General features: G+C 52.6%; 16 protein-coding genes and 1 tRNA gene. 6 read left to right on the top strand and 11 right to left on the bottom strand.

Annotation, left to right across the window (positions count from 1 at the left end; genetic code table 11):
• Positions 1 to 50: 50 nt before the first annotated feature.
• The 3 genes from AMM03_RS07635 to AMM03_RS07645 are packed head-to-tail and all read left to right on the top strand — an operon-like array spanning position 51 to position 2,461.
• Positions 51 to 1,025: a branched-chain amino acid ABC transporter permease gene (locus tag AMM03_RS07635; RefSeq protein WP_090130072.1), complete on the top strand. Its 975-nt coding sequence runs from the start codon at positions 51 to 53 to the stop codon at positions 1,023 to 1,025.
• The gene (locus tag AMM03_RS07640) at positions 1,022 to 1,789 is read left to right on the top strand and encodes an ABC transporter ATP-binding protein (RefSeq protein ID WP_194942815.1); all 768 of its coding nucleotides are present in this window, start codon (positions 1,022 to 1,024) and stop codon (positions 1,787 to 1,789) included. Before AMM03_RS07635 ends, AMM03_RS07640 begins: the two co-directional genes overlap by 4 nt.
• A 27-nt stretch (positions 1,790 to 1,816) precedes the next feature.
• On the top strand, positions 1,817 to 2,461 hold the full coding sequence (locus AMM03_RS07645; protein ID WP_090130074.1) for an ABC transporter ATP-binding protein: 645 nt from the start codon (positions 1,817 to 1,819) through the stop codon (positions 2,459 to 2,461).
• 39 nt (positions 2,462 to 2,500) lie between these two features.
• Here AMM03_RS07645 and AMM03_RS07650 read toward each other — a convergent pair.
• Positions 2,501 to 2,576, bottom strand: a tRNA-Phe gene (locus tag AMM03_RS07650).
• Between the two features lie 91 nt (positions 2,577 to 2,667).
• Between AMM03_RS07650 and AMM03_RS07655 the strand changes: the two genes are divergently transcribed.
• The gene (locus AMM03_RS07655) at positions 2,668 to 3,912 is read left to right on the top strand and encodes an MFS transporter (RefSeq protein ID WP_228764609.1); all 1,245 of its coding nucleotides are present in this window, start codon (positions 2,668 to 2,670) and stop codon (positions 3,910 to 3,912) included.
• A gap of 91 nt (positions 3,913 to 4,003) precedes the next feature.
• On the top strand, positions 4,004 to 4,705 hold the full coding sequence (locus AMM03_RS07660) for a hypothetical protein (protein WP_090130076.1): 702 nt from the start codon (positions 4,004 to 4,006) through the stop codon (positions 4,703 to 4,705).
• A 9-nt stretch (positions 4,706 to 4,714) separates the two neighbouring features.
• Here AMM03_RS07660 and AMM03_RS07665 read toward each other — a convergent pair whose 3' ends face one another.
• Together AMM03_RS07665 and AMM03_RS07670 are read right to left on the bottom strand one after the other, a co-directional pair.
• Entirely contained in the window at positions 4,715 to 6,016 is a 1,302-nt protein-coding gene (locus AMM03_RS07665; RefSeq protein ID WP_090130078.1) for a carbonic anhydrase, read from the bottom strand.
• A 64-nt stretch (positions 6,017 to 6,080) separates the two neighbouring features.
• On the bottom strand, positions 6,081 to 6,944 hold the full coding sequence (locus AMM03_RS07670) for a hypothetical protein (RefSeq protein WP_090130080.1): 864 nt from the start codon (positions 6,942 to 6,944) through the stop codon (positions 6,081 to 6,083).
• A 46-nt stretch (positions 6,945 to 6,990) separates the two neighbouring features.
• Between AMM03_RS07670 and AMM03_RS07675 the strand changes: the two genes are divergently transcribed.
• Positions 6,991 to 7,443: a surface-adhesin E family protein gene (locus tag AMM03_RS07675; RefSeq protein ID WP_090130081.1), complete on the top strand. Its 453-nt coding sequence runs from the start codon at positions 6,991 to 6,993 to the stop codon at positions 7,441 to 7,443.
• Between the two features lie 11 nt (positions 7,444 to 7,454).
• On the opposite strand, the gene AMM03_RS07680 is transcribed toward AMM03_RS07675, so the two are convergent.
• Genes AMM03_RS07680 through AMM03_RS07715 form a run of 8 tightly spaced genes read right to left on the bottom strand, consistent with a single transcriptional unit; the run spans position 7,455 to position 15,870 of the window.
• Positions 7,455 to 8,189 (bottom strand): hypothetical protein, encoded by a 735-nt coding sequence (locus AMM03_RS07680; protein ID WP_090130083.1) that lies wholly within the window; start codon positions 8,187 to 8,189, stop codon positions 7,455 to 7,457.
• Positions 8,186 to 8,644, bottom strand: a complete 459-nt coding sequence (locus tag AMM03_RS07685) for a flagellar export protein FliJ (RefSeq protein WP_090130085.1) — start codon at positions 8,642 to 8,644, stop codon at positions 8,186 to 8,188. Before AMM03_RS07685 ends, AMM03_RS07680 begins: the two co-directional genes overlap by 4 nt.
• Positions 8,641 to 9,969: a FliI/YscN family ATPase gene (locus tag AMM03_RS07690; RefSeq protein WP_090130087.1), complete on the bottom strand. Its 1,329-nt coding sequence runs from the start codon at positions 9,967 to 9,969 to the stop codon at positions 8,641 to 8,643. The genes AMM03_RS07685 and AMM03_RS07690 overlap by 4 nt, the downstream gene beginning before the upstream one ends.
• Positions 9,962 to 10,987, bottom strand: a complete 1,026-nt coding sequence (locus tag AMM03_RS07695; RefSeq protein ID WP_090130088.1) for a FliH/SctL family protein — start codon at positions 10,985 to 10,987, stop codon at positions 9,962 to 9,964. Before AMM03_RS07695 ends, AMM03_RS07690 begins: the two co-directional genes overlap by 8 nt.
• Positions 10,980 to 12,035, bottom strand: a complete 1,056-nt coding sequence (gene fliG, locus AMM03_RS07700; RefSeq protein WP_228764610.1) for a flagellar motor switch protein FliG — start codon at positions 12,033 to 12,035, stop codon at positions 10,980 to 10,982. Before fliG ends, AMM03_RS07695 begins: the two co-directional genes overlap by 8 nt.
• A 9-nt stretch (positions 12,036 to 12,044) precedes the next feature.
• On the bottom strand, positions 12,045 to 13,943 hold the full coding sequence (gene fliF, locus AMM03_RS07705; RefSeq protein ID WP_090130089.1) for a flagellar basal-body MS-ring/collar protein FliF: 1,899 nt from the start codon (positions 13,941 to 13,943) through the stop codon (positions 12,045 to 12,047).
• Positions 13,944 to 13,993: 50 nt separating this feature from the next.
• Positions 13,994 to 14,365, bottom strand: coding sequence for a flagellar hook-basal body complex protein FliE (gene fliE / locus AMM03_RS07710; protein ID WP_090130091.1), 372 nt, complete (start codon positions 14,363 to 14,365; stop codon positions 13,994 to 13,996).
• A gap of 11 nt (positions 14,366 to 14,376) precedes the next feature.
• Entirely contained in the window at positions 14,377 to 15,870 is a 1,494-nt protein-coding gene (locus AMM03_RS07715; RefSeq protein WP_090130093.1) for a sigma-54 interaction domain-containing protein, read from the bottom strand.
• Positions 15,871 to 15,873: the final 3 nt, after the last annotated feature.

Consider the following 15,873-nt stretch of genomic DNA (forward strand, 5'->3'; position numbering starts at 1 on the left):
TACAGCTTGTCGCTCGAGTGACATTTTTAAGGTCATTTGAAGGGCAACGCATGGCAAACAATTCAGGCACTGCGGTGTCTTCTTATGCAACGCCTGTGTGGCGCTCATTGGTGTGGGCTTTGTTGTTGTGCTTAGCCCTTTCCATCTCTGGCATCTTCATGCCCAAGTGGCTCACCTTCTTAATCACCATGGCCGCCGCCAATGGCTTGGTGTCCTTGGGCATCTTGATTCTCATGCGGGGTGGTGTGGTGCCTTTTGGCCAAGGCATGGTGTTTGCCATTGGTGGTTACGCCGCAGCTTTGCTCTCCAATAAAGTGGGTATCTCCGATGCGCTGCTGCTCACCTTGTGTGGTGGCGTGATGGCAGCGCTTATTGCTGCACCCTTTGCGCCTTTGTTGTCGCGTTATCGCGGTATCTTTTTTGCCATGCTCACCTTGGCTCTGTCCATGGTCACTTATGGCTTGCTCATGAAGCTGGAGGTCTTGGGCGGCTCTGATGGTTTTAACATTGGCCGCCCCACCTTGTTTGGTCAAAAACTACCCGACGAGCACGTGGGCTACATCATGTATGTGCTGACCATCAGTGTCTCAACGGTTATGGCATTTTTGGCGCGTGTTTACTTTGACAGCACACGCGGCCTCATTACATTGGCCACCAAAGAAAACGAACTTCGCGTTGAATACTTGGGCGGCTCTGTGCGACAAAGCATGGCCATCAACTTTATTCTGGCCGCATTCTGCGGCGGCTTGGGTGGTTCTTTGGCGGTTATGTCATTGGGTCACATTGAGCCTAACTTCAGTTTCTGGACCACCTCGGGCGAGTTTGTGTTTGTGGCCATTTTGGCGGGTTGGCAAAGTGTGGTGGCGCTGTTCTTGGCCAGCACAGTGCTGGAAGTAGTTCGCTCATTCTCTAGTTCTTACTTTCCCAATACATGGCAAATGTCATTGGGCATCTTCTTGCTGATTGTGATTCGATTCCTACCCCGAGGCATTGGCTCTTTGTGGGTGAAAGGAGACTCACGATGAAACCGGAATTGAAACCAATACTGCAAGCCCGCGACGTGGGCAAAAAATTTGGCGCGGTGGTGGCTGCAGCCAACATCAACATCGAAATTAATGCTGGCGAACGCGTCAGCCTCATTGGTTCTAACGGTGCAGGCAAGACCACCTTTGTGAACATGATCACGGGCTACCTGAAGCCTGACGTGGGCAGCATCTTGTTGGATGGTCAAGACATCACGCCTTTGTTTCCCAGAGCCATTACGCATTTGGGTGTGGCGCGTTCATTTCAAATTCCGCAGTTGTATGGCGAACTCAATGTGCTCGACAACATGTTGGTAGCCAACGCCTGTCACGATCAAAACTTGAGTTTTTGGCAGCCCGCGCGCCGCCGTCAGGCCATCGAGCGTGCAGAACAATTGCTAGAAAGATTTGCACTGACAGAGCACCGCTTGCGCCGAGTGGCTGAGTTGCCTGGCGGCATTCGCAAATTGCTCGACATTGCCATGGCCTTAACCAGTTCGCCCAAACTTTTGTTGTTGGACGAGCCCACCAGTGGTGTGTCTGCCGAAGAAAAATTCCCCATGATGGAAACCATCATGGCCGGCTTGGGCAAAGACAATTCCACCACGGTGCTGTTTGTTGAACACGACATGGACATTGTGAACCGCTACGCCAGCCGAGTGGTGGCTTTTTACAGCGGCCGCATCATTGCAGACGACACGCCAGCAGTGGCCTTGGCCACTGACGACGTGCGCCGTTACGTTACTGGCGAGTTGATCAGTGAATAAGCCCATGAACGACCTAAAGGAAAACAAATGCTGAAGGTAGAAGGCCTGCATGTGGCCATTCAATCGGTCATTGCATTGAGAGGCATGTCCCTTGAAGTTGCAGAAGGCACCATGGTGGGCCTGATTGGCCGCAACGGCGCAGGCAAAACCACTTTTTTGCGATCAGTCATGGGTCACATGCCCCCCACTCAAGGCTCTATGACGTTCAATGGCCAAAACCTGTCTGCCTTGCCGCCTCACGCACGCGCAGGCTTGGGTATTGGTTATATGCCCGAAGACCGCGGCCTGGTGCCTGAGTTAACTGTTGAAGAAAACATTCTGATTCCAGTTTGGGTGAACAAAGCGCTCAATGCAGAAGAGCGTTTGAGCCTGGTCTACAAAGTGTTGCCCGAACTTCTAGAGATGCGCCACCGCCGTGCTTTGTTGTTGTCAGGTGGCCAACAAAAACTAGTGGCATTGGCCCGTGCATTGGCTGTGGGAACCCGGCTGCTGCTTTTGGACGAGCCCTTTGAAGGGGTTGCGCCTGCGCTGTCAAAGCGATTGGGCGAGGTGATTGCCGGGCTTAAAGGGACTGAAGTGTCTGTGCTGATTGCGCAGAGTGACTTGAATCATTCGCGCAAGTTGGTGGACCGGGAGTTTGTGATTGAGCGTGGGGCCAATCTGAACGCATAAGAAAAGCCGCAGTTCCTTGCGAAACTGCGGCTTTAAATCTGGTGGCCTGGGACGGAATCGAACCATCGACACGCGGATTTTCAATCCGCTGCTCTACCAACTGAGCTACCGGGCCTTCAAGAAGCGGGATTATAGCATTAGAAAAATGCCCCTTCCTAGGGGAACCGCGGGGACAGTCTTTGGGCAGTGGGTGATATGGTCTCAAAGTGAACTCTAACAACCTCAATCCGTCCATCAAGGCCGCCGACGCCTCCCTGATCGACTCCTCTTACGCCGCCCGCCGCCTCTTCATCACCCTGCTGCTAATGACCCTGGGCGGTAGCAGCATGTACGTGGTCTCGGTGGTCTTGCCCGAGGTGCAGCGAGATTTTGGCGTCTCTAGGGCTGACGCCTCGTTGCCCTACACCCTCATGATGCTGGGCTTTGGCGCTGGCGGTTTGGCCATGGGCAAGTTGGCAGACCGATGGGGTGTGCACGTGGCCCTGTGGATTGGCGCCGTGGGCGTTGGCACTGGCTTTGTGCTGGCAGGGTTGTCGCCCAATATTTGGCTCTTTGCGCTGGCGCATGGTTTGCTCATGGGTGCATTTGGCAGCGCCTCTACCTTTGCCCCTTTGCTGGCCGATACGTCTTTGTGGTGGAACAAGCGGCGCGGTATTGCAGTGGCGGTGTGTGCCAGTGGCAACTATTTGGCCGGTAGTATTTGGCCCGCCTTGGCACAGCAGGGGGTCGAGTCTATGGGCTGGCGCAACACCTACATTTGGATAGGCATTGTGTGTGGCTTGGGCATGGCCCTGTTGGCTTTTTTGATGCGACAAAGGCCGCCCATCTTGGCTGAGGCAGCGCCTGGTAGCACCCAATCGGTGGCTTCAGAAAAACCATTTGGTCTGTCCATCAACACGGCGCATGCTTTGCTGTGCGTGGCAGGTGTAGCTTGTTGCGTGGCCATGGCCATGCCGCAAGTGCACATCGTGGCGTATTGCACCGACCTAGGCTTTGGAGCGGCGCGCGGTGCAGAAATGCTGTCCATCATGTTGGCCTGCGGCATTGTGAGTCGTTTGGTATCGGGCGCCATCTGCGACCGCATTGGCGGACTCAAAACTTTGGTGCTGGGCTCTGTGTTGCAGGGCGTCGCGCTTTTGTTGTTCTTGCCGTTTGATGGCATGGTGTCGCTCTATGTCATCTCGGCCTTGTTTGGCTTGTTTCAGGGCGGCATTGTGCCGTCTTACGCCATCATTGTTAGGGAATATTTTCCGGCGCAGCGCGCGGGGGTGTTGGTGGGCGCCGTCATCATGGCCACCATGATTGGCATGGCCTTGGGCGGTTGGATGTCTGGCAAGGTTTTTGACATCACGGGCTCTTATCACGCGGCTTTTATCAATGGCATTCTTTGGAATGCGCTGAACTTGAGCATTGCTTTGTATTTGTTGTGGCGGTTGAAGCGAAAGACTTGAGTTAGCCCTAGCCCTGTCAAATTACCGATGGCATGTGTCTTGCAGGAGGGAGTGTCAAAACCCTTGATTTCTCCCTTTAGGAGTCGGAACCTTGACACACGCCCTTCGCCCCATTTTTGCCGCCACTGTTTTGGCTTTTGGTTTAGCCGCAGCGTCTAGCAGTCAAGCTGCCAACTTGGTGAATTGGGAAGGGCTGAAGTCAAGTTTTACCTATACCCCCATGGTGGGCGAATCGCTAGAGCGAATCATTGCCAAAACCATGCCCAACAGCGACCTCAAATCCGAGCTGTTGGCGGAAGCCTTTAAAGCACTTAACCCCTTGCATTTCAGCAAGGATGCCAACAGTGTGACCAAACTCAATACAGCTTTGAAGGTGCCCAACCAGAACCAAGTGTTCAATATGGTGGAGGCGCAGTTGGGAGACAAGTTTGCCCAAATTGCAGCGACTCAAGTACAGAGCGTTGCGGAAGCTAAGCAATCTGAATCGAAGTCCCAGCCTAAAGGTCTCTTGGCAGGCACAAAAACCACTCCACCCAAAGTCAACCCCAAAACTGAAAGCTGGGTCAGGTTTCCCGCCAAGATGATGGCCTTGTCTAAAAAGGTTGAAGGCTGGGTGAAGTTTCCAACTGCGGTTGCACCGAGCCCAATCACGGCCGAATGGGTGCGCTATCCCAGTAACGCCAATCAAGACCTAGATATTTTGGGCGCCGCAAAAACAACATCCGCCAAGCAAGTTGATCAGCGCGAATGGGTGCGCTATCAAATTGCCAAAGCGGATGCTTTGTCTGACTGATCTCTAAAATCAGTTGGTGTAAATGGGTCGGCCGTTGGCAGGCTGAATAGGGCGAGCATTCATCTTGAATGGGAACTCAGCCATTTGCTCTTTAGACACATTCACTTGTGTCTTCAAGATATAGAACTTTACTTTTTCGGTGCAAGGTGGCGTGGTCAATGAACCGTCGTAATGGAAGAAATCCATTTCGCGTGGCAATAAGTTGGCCGGATTGAACATCACACCATCGGGCACAACTTCTGGACCTTCAGACTTGGGGGCATGTGTCCACAAGGTTTTGATGCCGGGGTTTTCATTGCCTTCACGCAACATCACACCCAAGACCGCCAATTCGCCTTCTGCATTCTTATGCACAAAGTGAATCACCATGGCAGAGGGCTTGCCGTCAATGTGTTCTTCGCTGGGGCGATGGAAATGGAATTGCACCAAGTCAAAAGGCTTGCCATCAATTCGAATTTTGGAGCCACCAGGCACATTTACTTGAATGGTGTGGCCGTTGTTCACCACTTTGAGCTGGCCTTGTTTGTAATCAGGCGCAACGTTGAAGCGAACTTTTTCAAAGGGGCCTTTGATGTTCAAAGGTGCTTGTGACTTGCCACGGCCACACGTCGGAAATTCTTTGCCCCAGTTCTCAGGTCCCATGGCGCCTTGGTATTCCCAGTGTGCAGCGTGTGTGCTTGCTGTCCCGTGACTATCTTTTTGGGCATCCTTGCCATGCGCATCCTTGCCGTGTGCATCTTTGCCAGCGGGTGCGGCATGTGCATCTGCTTTGCCAGCCGGTGCGCCGTGCGAATCTTTTTTGGCTTCAGCGCCTTCTGGCAGGCACTCCGACATCACTTTGACTTTTTGACCCGCTGCCGCCAATGCATTTTGAGCCGCACAAATGACTTTTTGCTGGGCTTTCCAGTCAGTCATTTCCAAAGCTTTTTGGAAGGCTTCGACAGTGGCTGGATCTTTCGTGCCATTGGTCAACAGGCGCACACCCGCCAAGCCCAATTGGCGTTCGGGCGATAGACCTTTTTTCTCTTTGGCGTAGGCAGCTTCCAAGTCTTTCAGAACAACGCCTGTTGAGAAGGCAGCTTTGACGGCATCCAACTCTTGGACCTTGGTCATCAAGGGGGGTAGGAGTTCTTTGCTGGCCGCTAATTCTTCTGCGGCAGCCTCAATTTTTTTGTCGGCTTCCTCAACTTTTTCAGTCAGTTCTGCCACCTGCGCAGTGGCCGCCGTGCTGGACTTCTTTTGGGTCCAGCCAAAGTAGCCTGCGCCACCTGTTGAGAGGGCTAGCAAAATGATGGCAATTGTTCTTATCATGATCTTTTCCAGAATTTAATTTCCGTAGTTAGGCAGATTCGGCACCAAACTGAGGAACTTGAATTTATCGGTCGGCTTTGAAGCTGATTCCTCTGCCGTCGGTTGTAACGCCTACTAAATGAAGTCGTCGTGTTTTGTTAGGTTCTGTGCTTGGCGTAACAACGCCCACACCTGTTAGATTAAAGTTTGCCAAAGAATTGCTCAGGCACAAGGTGCCGTCTGAAATTCTGGCGGTAAATTTAAATAAATTTTTGCTAGGAAAGTCTGCAGTCAAGTTGCCAAGCGCAATTTGGCAATCGCCTGCAAATACCATGTAACTGCTCACTGCACCTTGCGCAGATACGCTGATTGAAAAGGGTACGCTGCCACTCCCATATGACAAGCTACCTAACCAGTTTCCTTGAACATCACTCAAATTGGCAGCTGCGACAAAGCTATAACCTGATGGCGGTGTGAGTGCTTGGTTAATCTGGAGGGTGTTTGATGCGCCCGATATTGGGAAATTGAGCATGGCCGCTATGCCGCCATTACTGGCGCTGCTCAATGTGCCAGTTCCCGTTCGAACAGCAGCCATGTGTGGTTGCAGTTTAATTGAGGACAAAGAAGCTGAAGCGATACCCGTAATTTGTCCAGAGCCGCTGTAAATGTCCGTGCCTGCATCTTTGTAGTTCAGCGCATAGAAGCTAGAGACGTTGGAGGAGGTGGACTCGTTGGGTAACAAAGCGACGACCCAATCTTGCCCTGCGTTTTGGTAAAAGCCTGCAGAAATTAATGTGCTAGCAGGCGTCTCGGAAGTGTTGGGAGCGACTGTGTTACCGCCACCCCCGCCACCACAAGCCGTGATCCCAAGCACCATCCAACTTGAAAAGCCAATGGCGATCCAAGTTTTGAAGCAATCGATAAAATTAGGGTGTTTGGCAAAGGTCATGTTGCAGCTCTTTTCAAGATCAATCCACTACTTTATAGTAGGGCGTATGAATGCCCAAGCCCAAAAATTGAAATACCCAGCGCTCACTCACGGATTTTGTAGCGCTCTGAACGGAATTGCCACCTTGGTGGCCGGTGTGATTTTTCTTTTCGCCACCAATGCAGCGCATGCCGAATGGCAAAAAGTAATCACCTACGATTCGGGCACGATTTACATCGACACGGGCACCATTAAAAAAGCTGGCTACGTCAGGTCGTTTTGGAGCTTGCTCGATTACAAAACGCCTCAAAAAGCACAGCGCGGCACTTATTTTGTGTCCACACGCACGCACATGGAAATGGATTGCCGCAAACAGATGGTGCATATTTTGCAGTTCTCTATGCACAGCGGCCCCATGCTGACAGGAGAAATCATTGACTCGCAAGGCGTGATGCGCGAGTGGCAAACCATCCCGCCAGACACACCGCTTGTGCCCTTGTTCAATCAAGTCTGCAAATAAACTCAGCATGCTCATGGCCGTACCCATCCGGCCTGCAGCCAATGTCTGTAGCTTGGCGAAAAATTCCAAGCAAAATTTTCAACTGATACCCCTTGACCATCACGCTGATTAGGAAAAACGCTATGCGTCAAATGGTCCAACCAAGGGCTTTGCGCCTTGAGTTGCGTTAACCATTGCTGATCGGTCTGTTGGATGCTTCTAACGGGAAGTTCATCACTCAAAAGAATGGTTTCTGTGGTGGGCCCCGACATGCGGTCGTGCACGCTACCCCATTCGCGGCCTTTGAGTTGCTTTTGAATCTGTTGAACGTCGCGCTCTACGTGTTGCCATGCCGAAGCAGGTCTTTGAAAGCGCAATTGCCCCAGCACATTGTCAAAAAATACGCAGGCCTTGGGGTGAGATTTGAGTAAAGCGGGTAAATCTTGAAGTGCATCCGCAGTGTGGCAATGAAGCTCGACGCTTTGTGCCTTGAGTGCAGCGCCATTGCGCCACTTGAACAAAGGAGCCGCTAAAGGATCAATGTCAAACGTGTCCACGCGTGCAAATTGTTGAAGCCACTGGGTGGACATCATCCAACCTGCGCTTGCGCCAATCAATAGCAGATTGGGCTTTTCAGAGGCGTCCCCAAGTTTGGAGAAGCTGGCTTGTTGCAACAACCAATCTTCGATGGCTTTCGAGGTTTTGGCCCATCTCGCTTGCGAGCGCCAGGCCAACCAATGCCACGCAATGCCACCCGTGAGGTTCATGGTTGTGGTTTCAGGTTGAATTGCATGACACCCAAAGCATCCATGCGTCGCTGATCTTTTTTGTTCTCTTCTTTTCGAACAGCAGCTGCGTTTTGATCGGCTAGGGTTTGCATTTTGATGCGTTCACGCTCGACTTCAATCAAGCGTTCTTTGATGCCTAAAAGAGCATTCTCAGTGTACTGAATATCAGTTTGAACTCGCAGCATCAGTGTAGACAGCTGCGCCATAAACTGCCGCTGGTTCATTGTCTCGCGCATGCCCATACTTTCTGTGTTGGGTTGGGTCAGACTCTGACGGTACTCATCGTACATTTTTTTGACGCGCGCTTCACTGCTTCTAAGGCCTTCTAAATGCTTGCGCGTATACGCCATTTCATTTTGAATGACCGCAATTTTGTCCTCGGCTTTGTTAGCCAAGATGGTCCAACAGGGGCGAGCTACAACGGTGTCATTCATTCTGATACTGCCATCATGTTTCGAATGTCTTCACGGGTACTGGTTTCGTCTTTGCCTTCGTGCATGTCTTGGCGCAGGTATTGCTCCATCGACTCACGCAAGCGAATGGCTTCGTCCAGAGTGGGATTGCTGCCAATTTCGTAGGCGCCCACTTGAATGAGGTCAACGTTTTGTTGATACAAGGACCAAAGGCGTCTGAACTTGTTGGCCAGTTTCAAATCGTCGGGCGACAACAAACTTTGCATCACCCTAGAAATAGAACCATTGAGGTCAATGGCAGGGTAGTGCGCTGCATCTGCCAATTTTCTAGACAACATCACCTGGCCGTCCAAAGAGGCGCGGGCAATGTCCACAATCGGGTCGTTGGCATCGTCGCCTTCGGCCAGTACGGTGTAAATGGCAGTAATAGAGCCGTGGCCATGACGTCCTACGCCGGCACGCTCAATGAGGTTGGGCAGCAAAGCAAACACAGAAGGCGGATAGCCTTTGGCTGTGGGTGGCTCGCCAATGGCCAAGCCAATTTCGCGCTGGGCATGGGCCACGCGAGTTAGGCTGTCGACCAGCATCAACACGTTCAGGCCTTGGTCTCTGAAGTATTCAGCAATGACGTGCGTCATGTGTGCGGCTTTTAAGCGCAGCACGGGCGAAACGTTGGCTGGCGCTGCCACCACCACCGACTTGGCCAGTCCTTCTTCTCCCAAAGATTCCTGAATGAAGGCTTGTACTTCGCGGCCACGTTCACCTACCAAACCAATGACTACAACGTCGGCTTTGGTAAAGCGTGTCATCATGCCCAAAAGCACACTCTTGCCTACGCCAGAGCCGGCTACCAAGCCGACGCGTTGACCGCGGCCCAGTGTCAGCAAGCCGTTGATGGCTTTGACGCCCACGTCGAGCACGCTGTCAATCGGACCTCGCTCCATTGGGTTGATGGGCAAGCCCAGCAAACTTAAACGTGCTTTGCAAGCAGGCTTGGGTTTGCCGTCTAAAGGTTCACCACGGCCATCAATGACGCGGCCTAAAAGTTCTGGGCCTAAACAGGCTGTGCCCAAGTCATGGGCCATGCGCACCGAAGCACCAGGGCCAATGCCCACAGGTTCTGTGAGTGGCATGAGGTACAAGGTTTTGTCATTGAAGCCCACCACTTCGGCTTCAATTTTGTGGCCGTCTTGACCAATGATTTCGCAGCTGGATCCTACCGGCGCCATGATGCCGCGCGCTTCCATGCGCAGGCCTACCAATCGCACCAAAGTGCCGCAACGCTCTGGGCTAGAGGCCCGAGCCAATGACATGGTGCGCGCCACTTCGGCTGCAAAGTTAGTCATGTGCCTCTCCAGGCTTGGGTTCTGAAGAAACGTCTAAATCTAAATTGGGCAAATCCAGTGACGACAAATTGACGGGGGCTGGATCTCGAGGCAAAGCGTCTTCAACGGATTCTGCTTTGCCGCGTCGTGCAGACAAACGCTCTGGTTGGAAAGCAGTTTGGGCTTGCCATGGTTTTGTGTTTTGAAGCAGTGCGCCGGCCAATGTTTCAAGGCGATGCTCAATAAGGTCACTCACCACGGCATCGTCGGCACGCACACGCACGCTGCCGGGCAATAAATGTGGATCGGCCACCATGCGCCAGGTGGGCATTTGCTCGCCTGGCATGGCTTTGTGGTTTTGTAAAAGCGCCATGTCGTTGGGATTGAGTTCAACCAACAAACTGGAAACGCTTTGAACATCTAAGGTTTCGATGCAGCGATCTATTAAATTTTGAATGCCGCTAGAAGAAATACTTAACTCGGTCAGTGTGAGTTGCTCGGCCAAATGCAAGGCCAAGCGCTTCAGGGGTTCGTGCCAGGTTTCGGGCTTTTCTTGAAGGGCCAAAACACTTTGCTCAATGTTGACCAAAATTTGATTGGCCTTGTCGGCCAGTTCAGTCAATGAATTGCTTTGCGCCTTGGCGACTTCTTCGGCGGCGGCAGCTTGCGCCATCCGCTGGCCTTCTTCGACGCCTTTTGCATAGGCTTCGCTTTGAATCTTCTCTATGGCCTCAGCATCTAGGTTAGAAATATTTGATTCTGATGCACTCTGTGCAGACGCATCCTCTGAATCTGAATTGATTTCTGGATCCTCAATGCCATTGTCGGCCGAAGCAGCATCGGCCATCTTGCTAGCGGCCATTTGTTCTTCAACGGTCCACAGCGTAAAGCCAGAATTCTTGGCGCCTGCAAAGTTTTGCTGAACAAAGCCAGCGTTTTGAAGCTCGATGGGCCTGAGTGGCTGCAATGGTTTCCAGCCAGACACACCGCGAGGTGTGCCGTTGCCTGCCAACTTGCTAACGGGCGTGGGGTTATACAAAGTCGCCTCCGCCTAAGACCAACTCACCAGAGTCAGACAACTTGCGTGCAGAACGCATGATTTGTTTCTGCGCTTCTTCCACATCGGACAAGCGCATGAGGCCTTTGGCATCCATCTCGTCTTTGAACATGCCGCGGGCACGCTCGGACATGTTGTCGAAGAAACGTGCTTTGACTTCTTCGCTGGCACCCTTCATGGCAATCATCAACTGGTTGTTGTCCACTGCACGCATCAGCACCTGGATGCCTTTGTTGTCCACTGCGCTGAGATTTTCGAAGGTGAACATGTTGTCTTGAATGCGCATCATCAAGTCGGCGTCGATGCTCTCCAAGCCCTTCATGATGGACGCTTCCAAAGCGGTCTTGGTGGAGTTCATGATCTGCGCAGCCGCTTTGATACCGCCGAAGCTAGAAGACTTCGAGCTGGTATTGGTGGAGAACTGCAACTTCATGATGGACTCAAGCTCTTGCATGGCTGAAGGTTGAACGGTTTCCAAGCTGGCCACGCGCTGAATAATTTCGGGGCGCGTTTCGTCGGGCAAGAAGTTCAACACGTCGGCCGCCACTTGGTGGTCTAGTACCGACAAAATAATGGCCGTCACCTGAGGGTGTTCGGTTTTGATCATGTCGGCAATGGCACGTGCATCCATCCACTGCAAAATTTCCAAGCCCTTGGTGCTTTGACCAGGCAAAATGCGTCCCAATACAGATGCCGCTTTGTCGTCGCCCAGCGCGCGCTTGAATACTTTTTCGACATAGTCGGTGGTGCCCAAACCCAAGCTGGATTGCTTTTTGATGGTGGCCACGAATTCATCCAAGATTTCGTTCACAGCTTCTTGTGACACATCAGACACCGCCACCATGGCGCCGCCCAAAGCTTGCACTTCGCTGGGGTTCAAAAACTTGATAATTTCGGAAGCTTGCTGCTCGCCCAAGAGCAACATCAAGACGGCGGCACGCTGTGCACCACTGATGTTGGCCATCTCGTTGCGAAGCTTTTCTGCAGCTTCGGCTTCTGCGGCAGACATTTGAATTTCTTTTTCGGCCATGGTATTTCCTTAGGCTACTTTGATCATCTTCTTCAGCACACTGGCCACACGCGAGGTGTCTTCTGCCACAATCATGCGCACCAAAGCCACCTTGTCGTCGTAAGTGTTGGCCGTGTCCAACATCTCCATGGAGATGCTCGATTTCTTGGGCTTGAGCTTGGCCTTGATGTCTTCCAAGGTTTCGCCTTCGCCCAACTGGATGGCGCTCATGTCTTCTGCAGACAACTCGCCATCGGCCAGCGCAACCTTGGCGGCTGCTGCAGCGGCTTCTGCGGCTGCGGCTTCTGCTTCCAGTTCTGCTGGTGTTTTGAGCAAGCCCAACATACGCAGCACAGCAGGGCGGATGACCAGCATGAGGAAGGCCAAGAACACAACACCCAAGGAGCCACTCTTGATGTAGGTTTGCAAAGATTCGTCTTTGTACCAAGGAATGCTCAAGTCGTAAACAACTTCAGGTTCAAACTTGGCCTGAACCACAGTGACCACGTCACCACGTTTTTCGTCATAGCCTACAACACCGCGCACCAAATTTTGCATGCGGGTCAGTTCATCTTCAGAGTAGGGGTTGGGCTTGGAGTCGGTCACTTCGCCCTTGTCATTTTTAGTGACCGTGGGGGCGCGTTCGTTGATCAACACAGCCACACTCAAACGATCTACTGTGCCAGTGGCATTTTTGACATGGCGCACAGAACGGTCAATTTCATAATTGCGAGTACTGCGAGCCGTGGTGCTGGTGGTTGTACCCCCAGCGCCTGCCGTGGTAGCTGCAGATGAATTGGTGGTGGCAGAAGGTGCAGGCGGAGGCGTGTTGGACAACGTACCAGGAATGCCTGCAGCTTCAGCGGCGCCATTTTTGTCTTCGCTGATAGCTTCTGAGCGGGTCTTCGGGCCTTTATCGCGGGTATCAAAGTCTTCGGTGGTGACTTCGGTTTGTGTAAAGTCCAGCGCCATGTTCACTTGTGAGCGAACATTGTTGTCACCCACGATGGGGGACAAGATTTGCATCACACGCTGGCGATACACATCTTCCATTTTTTGCTTGTGTGTGCTTTGAGCCGATGTGAGGCCCAAGGCAGCCGCATTGCTGGAGTCGGTAATGAGCTTGCCTTGGTTGTCGACCACCGCCACGTTGTCCGGCGTCATGAGGGGCACGCTAGAAGCCACCAAATGAACCAATGCTTGCACTTGGTTGGGTGATACAGAACGGCCGGCATAAGGGGTGATGATGACCGAGGCTTTGGGGGGCGTGCGATCACGCACAAACACCGATTGCTTGGGCATGGCCAAGTGCACGCGGGCTTGTTGAATGGTGTCAATTTGCATGATGGTGCGCGCCAACTCTTGCTCCATGGCCGAGGTGTAGCGCACTTGCTCCATGAACTGACTGGTGGTCATGGCAGATTGGTCCTTCAAAGACTCCATGCCCAAGTTGCCAGTTTTTGGAATGCCTTTAGAAGCCAAGAAAATTCGGGCTTCGTGGTACTTGTTTGAAGGCACTGTAATTTGACCAGAAGAAGGGTCCATTACGGGCTTGAATTCGCTGGCCTTCAATGCTTCCATGGCCGTTTGCTGATCGGCTTCGCTCATGTTGACCATGAGAGGGCGGTAGCTGGGCATGTTGATCCACACATACATGAGTGCAAACAACAAAACACCCAGGCCCATCAGGATGAGGGGCATGGCTTTTTTGACGCCCGGCTGCTGCATCATTTGCTGCATGGAGGCCAAGGGGCCGCCAGCACCGCCTGAATAATTGTTGCCGTTGGCTTGTTGCACATCCATGCCAGGCGTGAAGGTTGCCAATGCACCACCCGCATTAGAGCCTGCGCCACCTGAGGTGGCTAGTGCGGTGCTGTTCGAGCCACCCGTGGCCAAGGCCGGGGTGAAAGGAGCTGTTGTAGTGGCCATGTTTGGAATCTCTCAGTCGTATCTTTTAAAGTCGCTACTCGAAATGAGCCTTAAACAGGCATGTTCAAAATGTCTTCATAGGCTTTGAGCACCTTGTTGCGCACCTGCAAAGTGGCTTCAAAGCTCAAAGATGATTTCTGCATGCTCAACACCACATCGGTCAGTGGCACGCCTTCACCGCGCTCATAAGATGCAGCAATTTTGGAAGCGTTCATTTGGTTTTCGTTCACCTTGTCAACGGTTTGACGGACTAAGTCGCCAAAGCCAGAAGGACCTTGTGTGCTTTGTGAACCGTTCAGACCATTTAGGCCGCCGACTTTGTTGCCGTCTTCGTCCATGCCGCCAGCAGCCTGGCTTTGGTAAGAGCGAAGTGTTTGCAACATCGATTGAATGTTGCCTTGGGAATTAATTTTTTCGATCATGATGTTTTCCCTTAAGCGGCCCAAGCCATGGTGCCGTTGTCAGCTTTGAGCTTGGCAAGTTTGTAACGCAGCGTGCGGGGGCTGATGCCCAACTTGGCGGCGGCTTCCATGCGGCTTTCGGTGGTTTGAATGGCCGCCAAAATCATTTGGTGCTCGCTGGTTTTGACAGCTTCTTGCAAATTAGAAGCAATCACTGCGTTGTCTTCTGTGTTGCTGGTATCTGGGTAACGCAAAGCTTCAGTGGGCATGGCAAAAGAGGGCACAGGTGTTGCCGGCAATTCTTGTGAGATGCTCATCGGCATGTCGGCGGCATTGTCAAACATCAAGTGCTGCGCTTCAATGTGCTGGTCTGCGCAAAGCACCACAGCGCGTTGCACCACGTTTTCTAATTCGCGCACATTGCCTGGCCATGGATAAGCCAAGAGTTGCGCTTGGGCTTCATCGCTCAAGGTGAACTCTTGTGCATTGGGGGCGTGGCGCATTAACAGGCTGGCCACCAACGGCAAAATGTCGCCCTTGCGTTCACGCAGCGGCGGTACACGCAGTTTGAAAGTGCTGATGCGGAAATACAAATCTTCGCGAAACTCGCGTTCAGAGATGGCTACGCGCAAATCTTTGTTGGTGGCTGCAATGATGCGCACATCAATGGCCACTTGGCGCTCAGAACCCAAGCGCGTTAGCAAACGTTCTTGCAACACACGCAGTAACTTAGATTGCAAGTGCAAAGGCATCTCGCCAATTTCGTCCAAGAACAAAGTGCCACCTTGGGCTTGTTCAAACAAACCCTTGAAATCTTTTTGTGCGCCTGTGAACGCGCCTTTTTCATGGCCGAACAACATGTCGTCAATGAGGTGTTCTGGCAAGGCTGCGCAGTTGAGTCCCACAAACGGGCCACGGGCACGCTTAGAAGACTCGTGCAACACACGCGCCAAAATTTCTTTACCGGCACCTGTGGGGCCTTCAATGAGGGCTGTGACGTTGGCTTGGGCCACACGCTGTGCCAAAGCCAACAAGTGACGGCTGACTGGGTCGACATACACCACACTCTTTTGCGGGGCGGCTGCAGCCACCACCTCGGTGGGCGGTGCCATGCGCGCCACCATAGAAGCGGCAGAAGAAGACAAACGCAAAGCTTGAATGGCTTGATGCGCCATTTGCCAGGACGCTGCAGACCAATCGTCTGTGGCCAACACATGAGCGGCACCTTGGCGCATGGCTTGAACGGCCAGCTCTAAATGGCGGCGGTCAACGCGGCAAACCATGGGAACTGAGATACCTGCACGCAACATGATCGATTGGCAGCTCTTCAACAAATCCATGTTGGTGTCATGCCTGATGACCAAAGCCAAGGTTTGGCCATGGCTTAAAGCCGATTGAAGTTCGTCAAGCGTGTTAATGCAGCGGATAGAAAAACCCGCATCGGTTAACTGGGCGTGCTCAGGCGCGTCTAATGGCTGGATCGGGTCCAGCCACAGAACTTGTTGCGCAGTGTGTAAAGAGCTCATTGC

Source organism: Limnohabitans sp. Rim11 (assembly GCF_001269365.1).
Lineage (GTDB): Bacteria > Pseudomonadota > Gammaproteobacteria > Burkholderiales > Burkholderiaceae_C > Limnohabitans_A.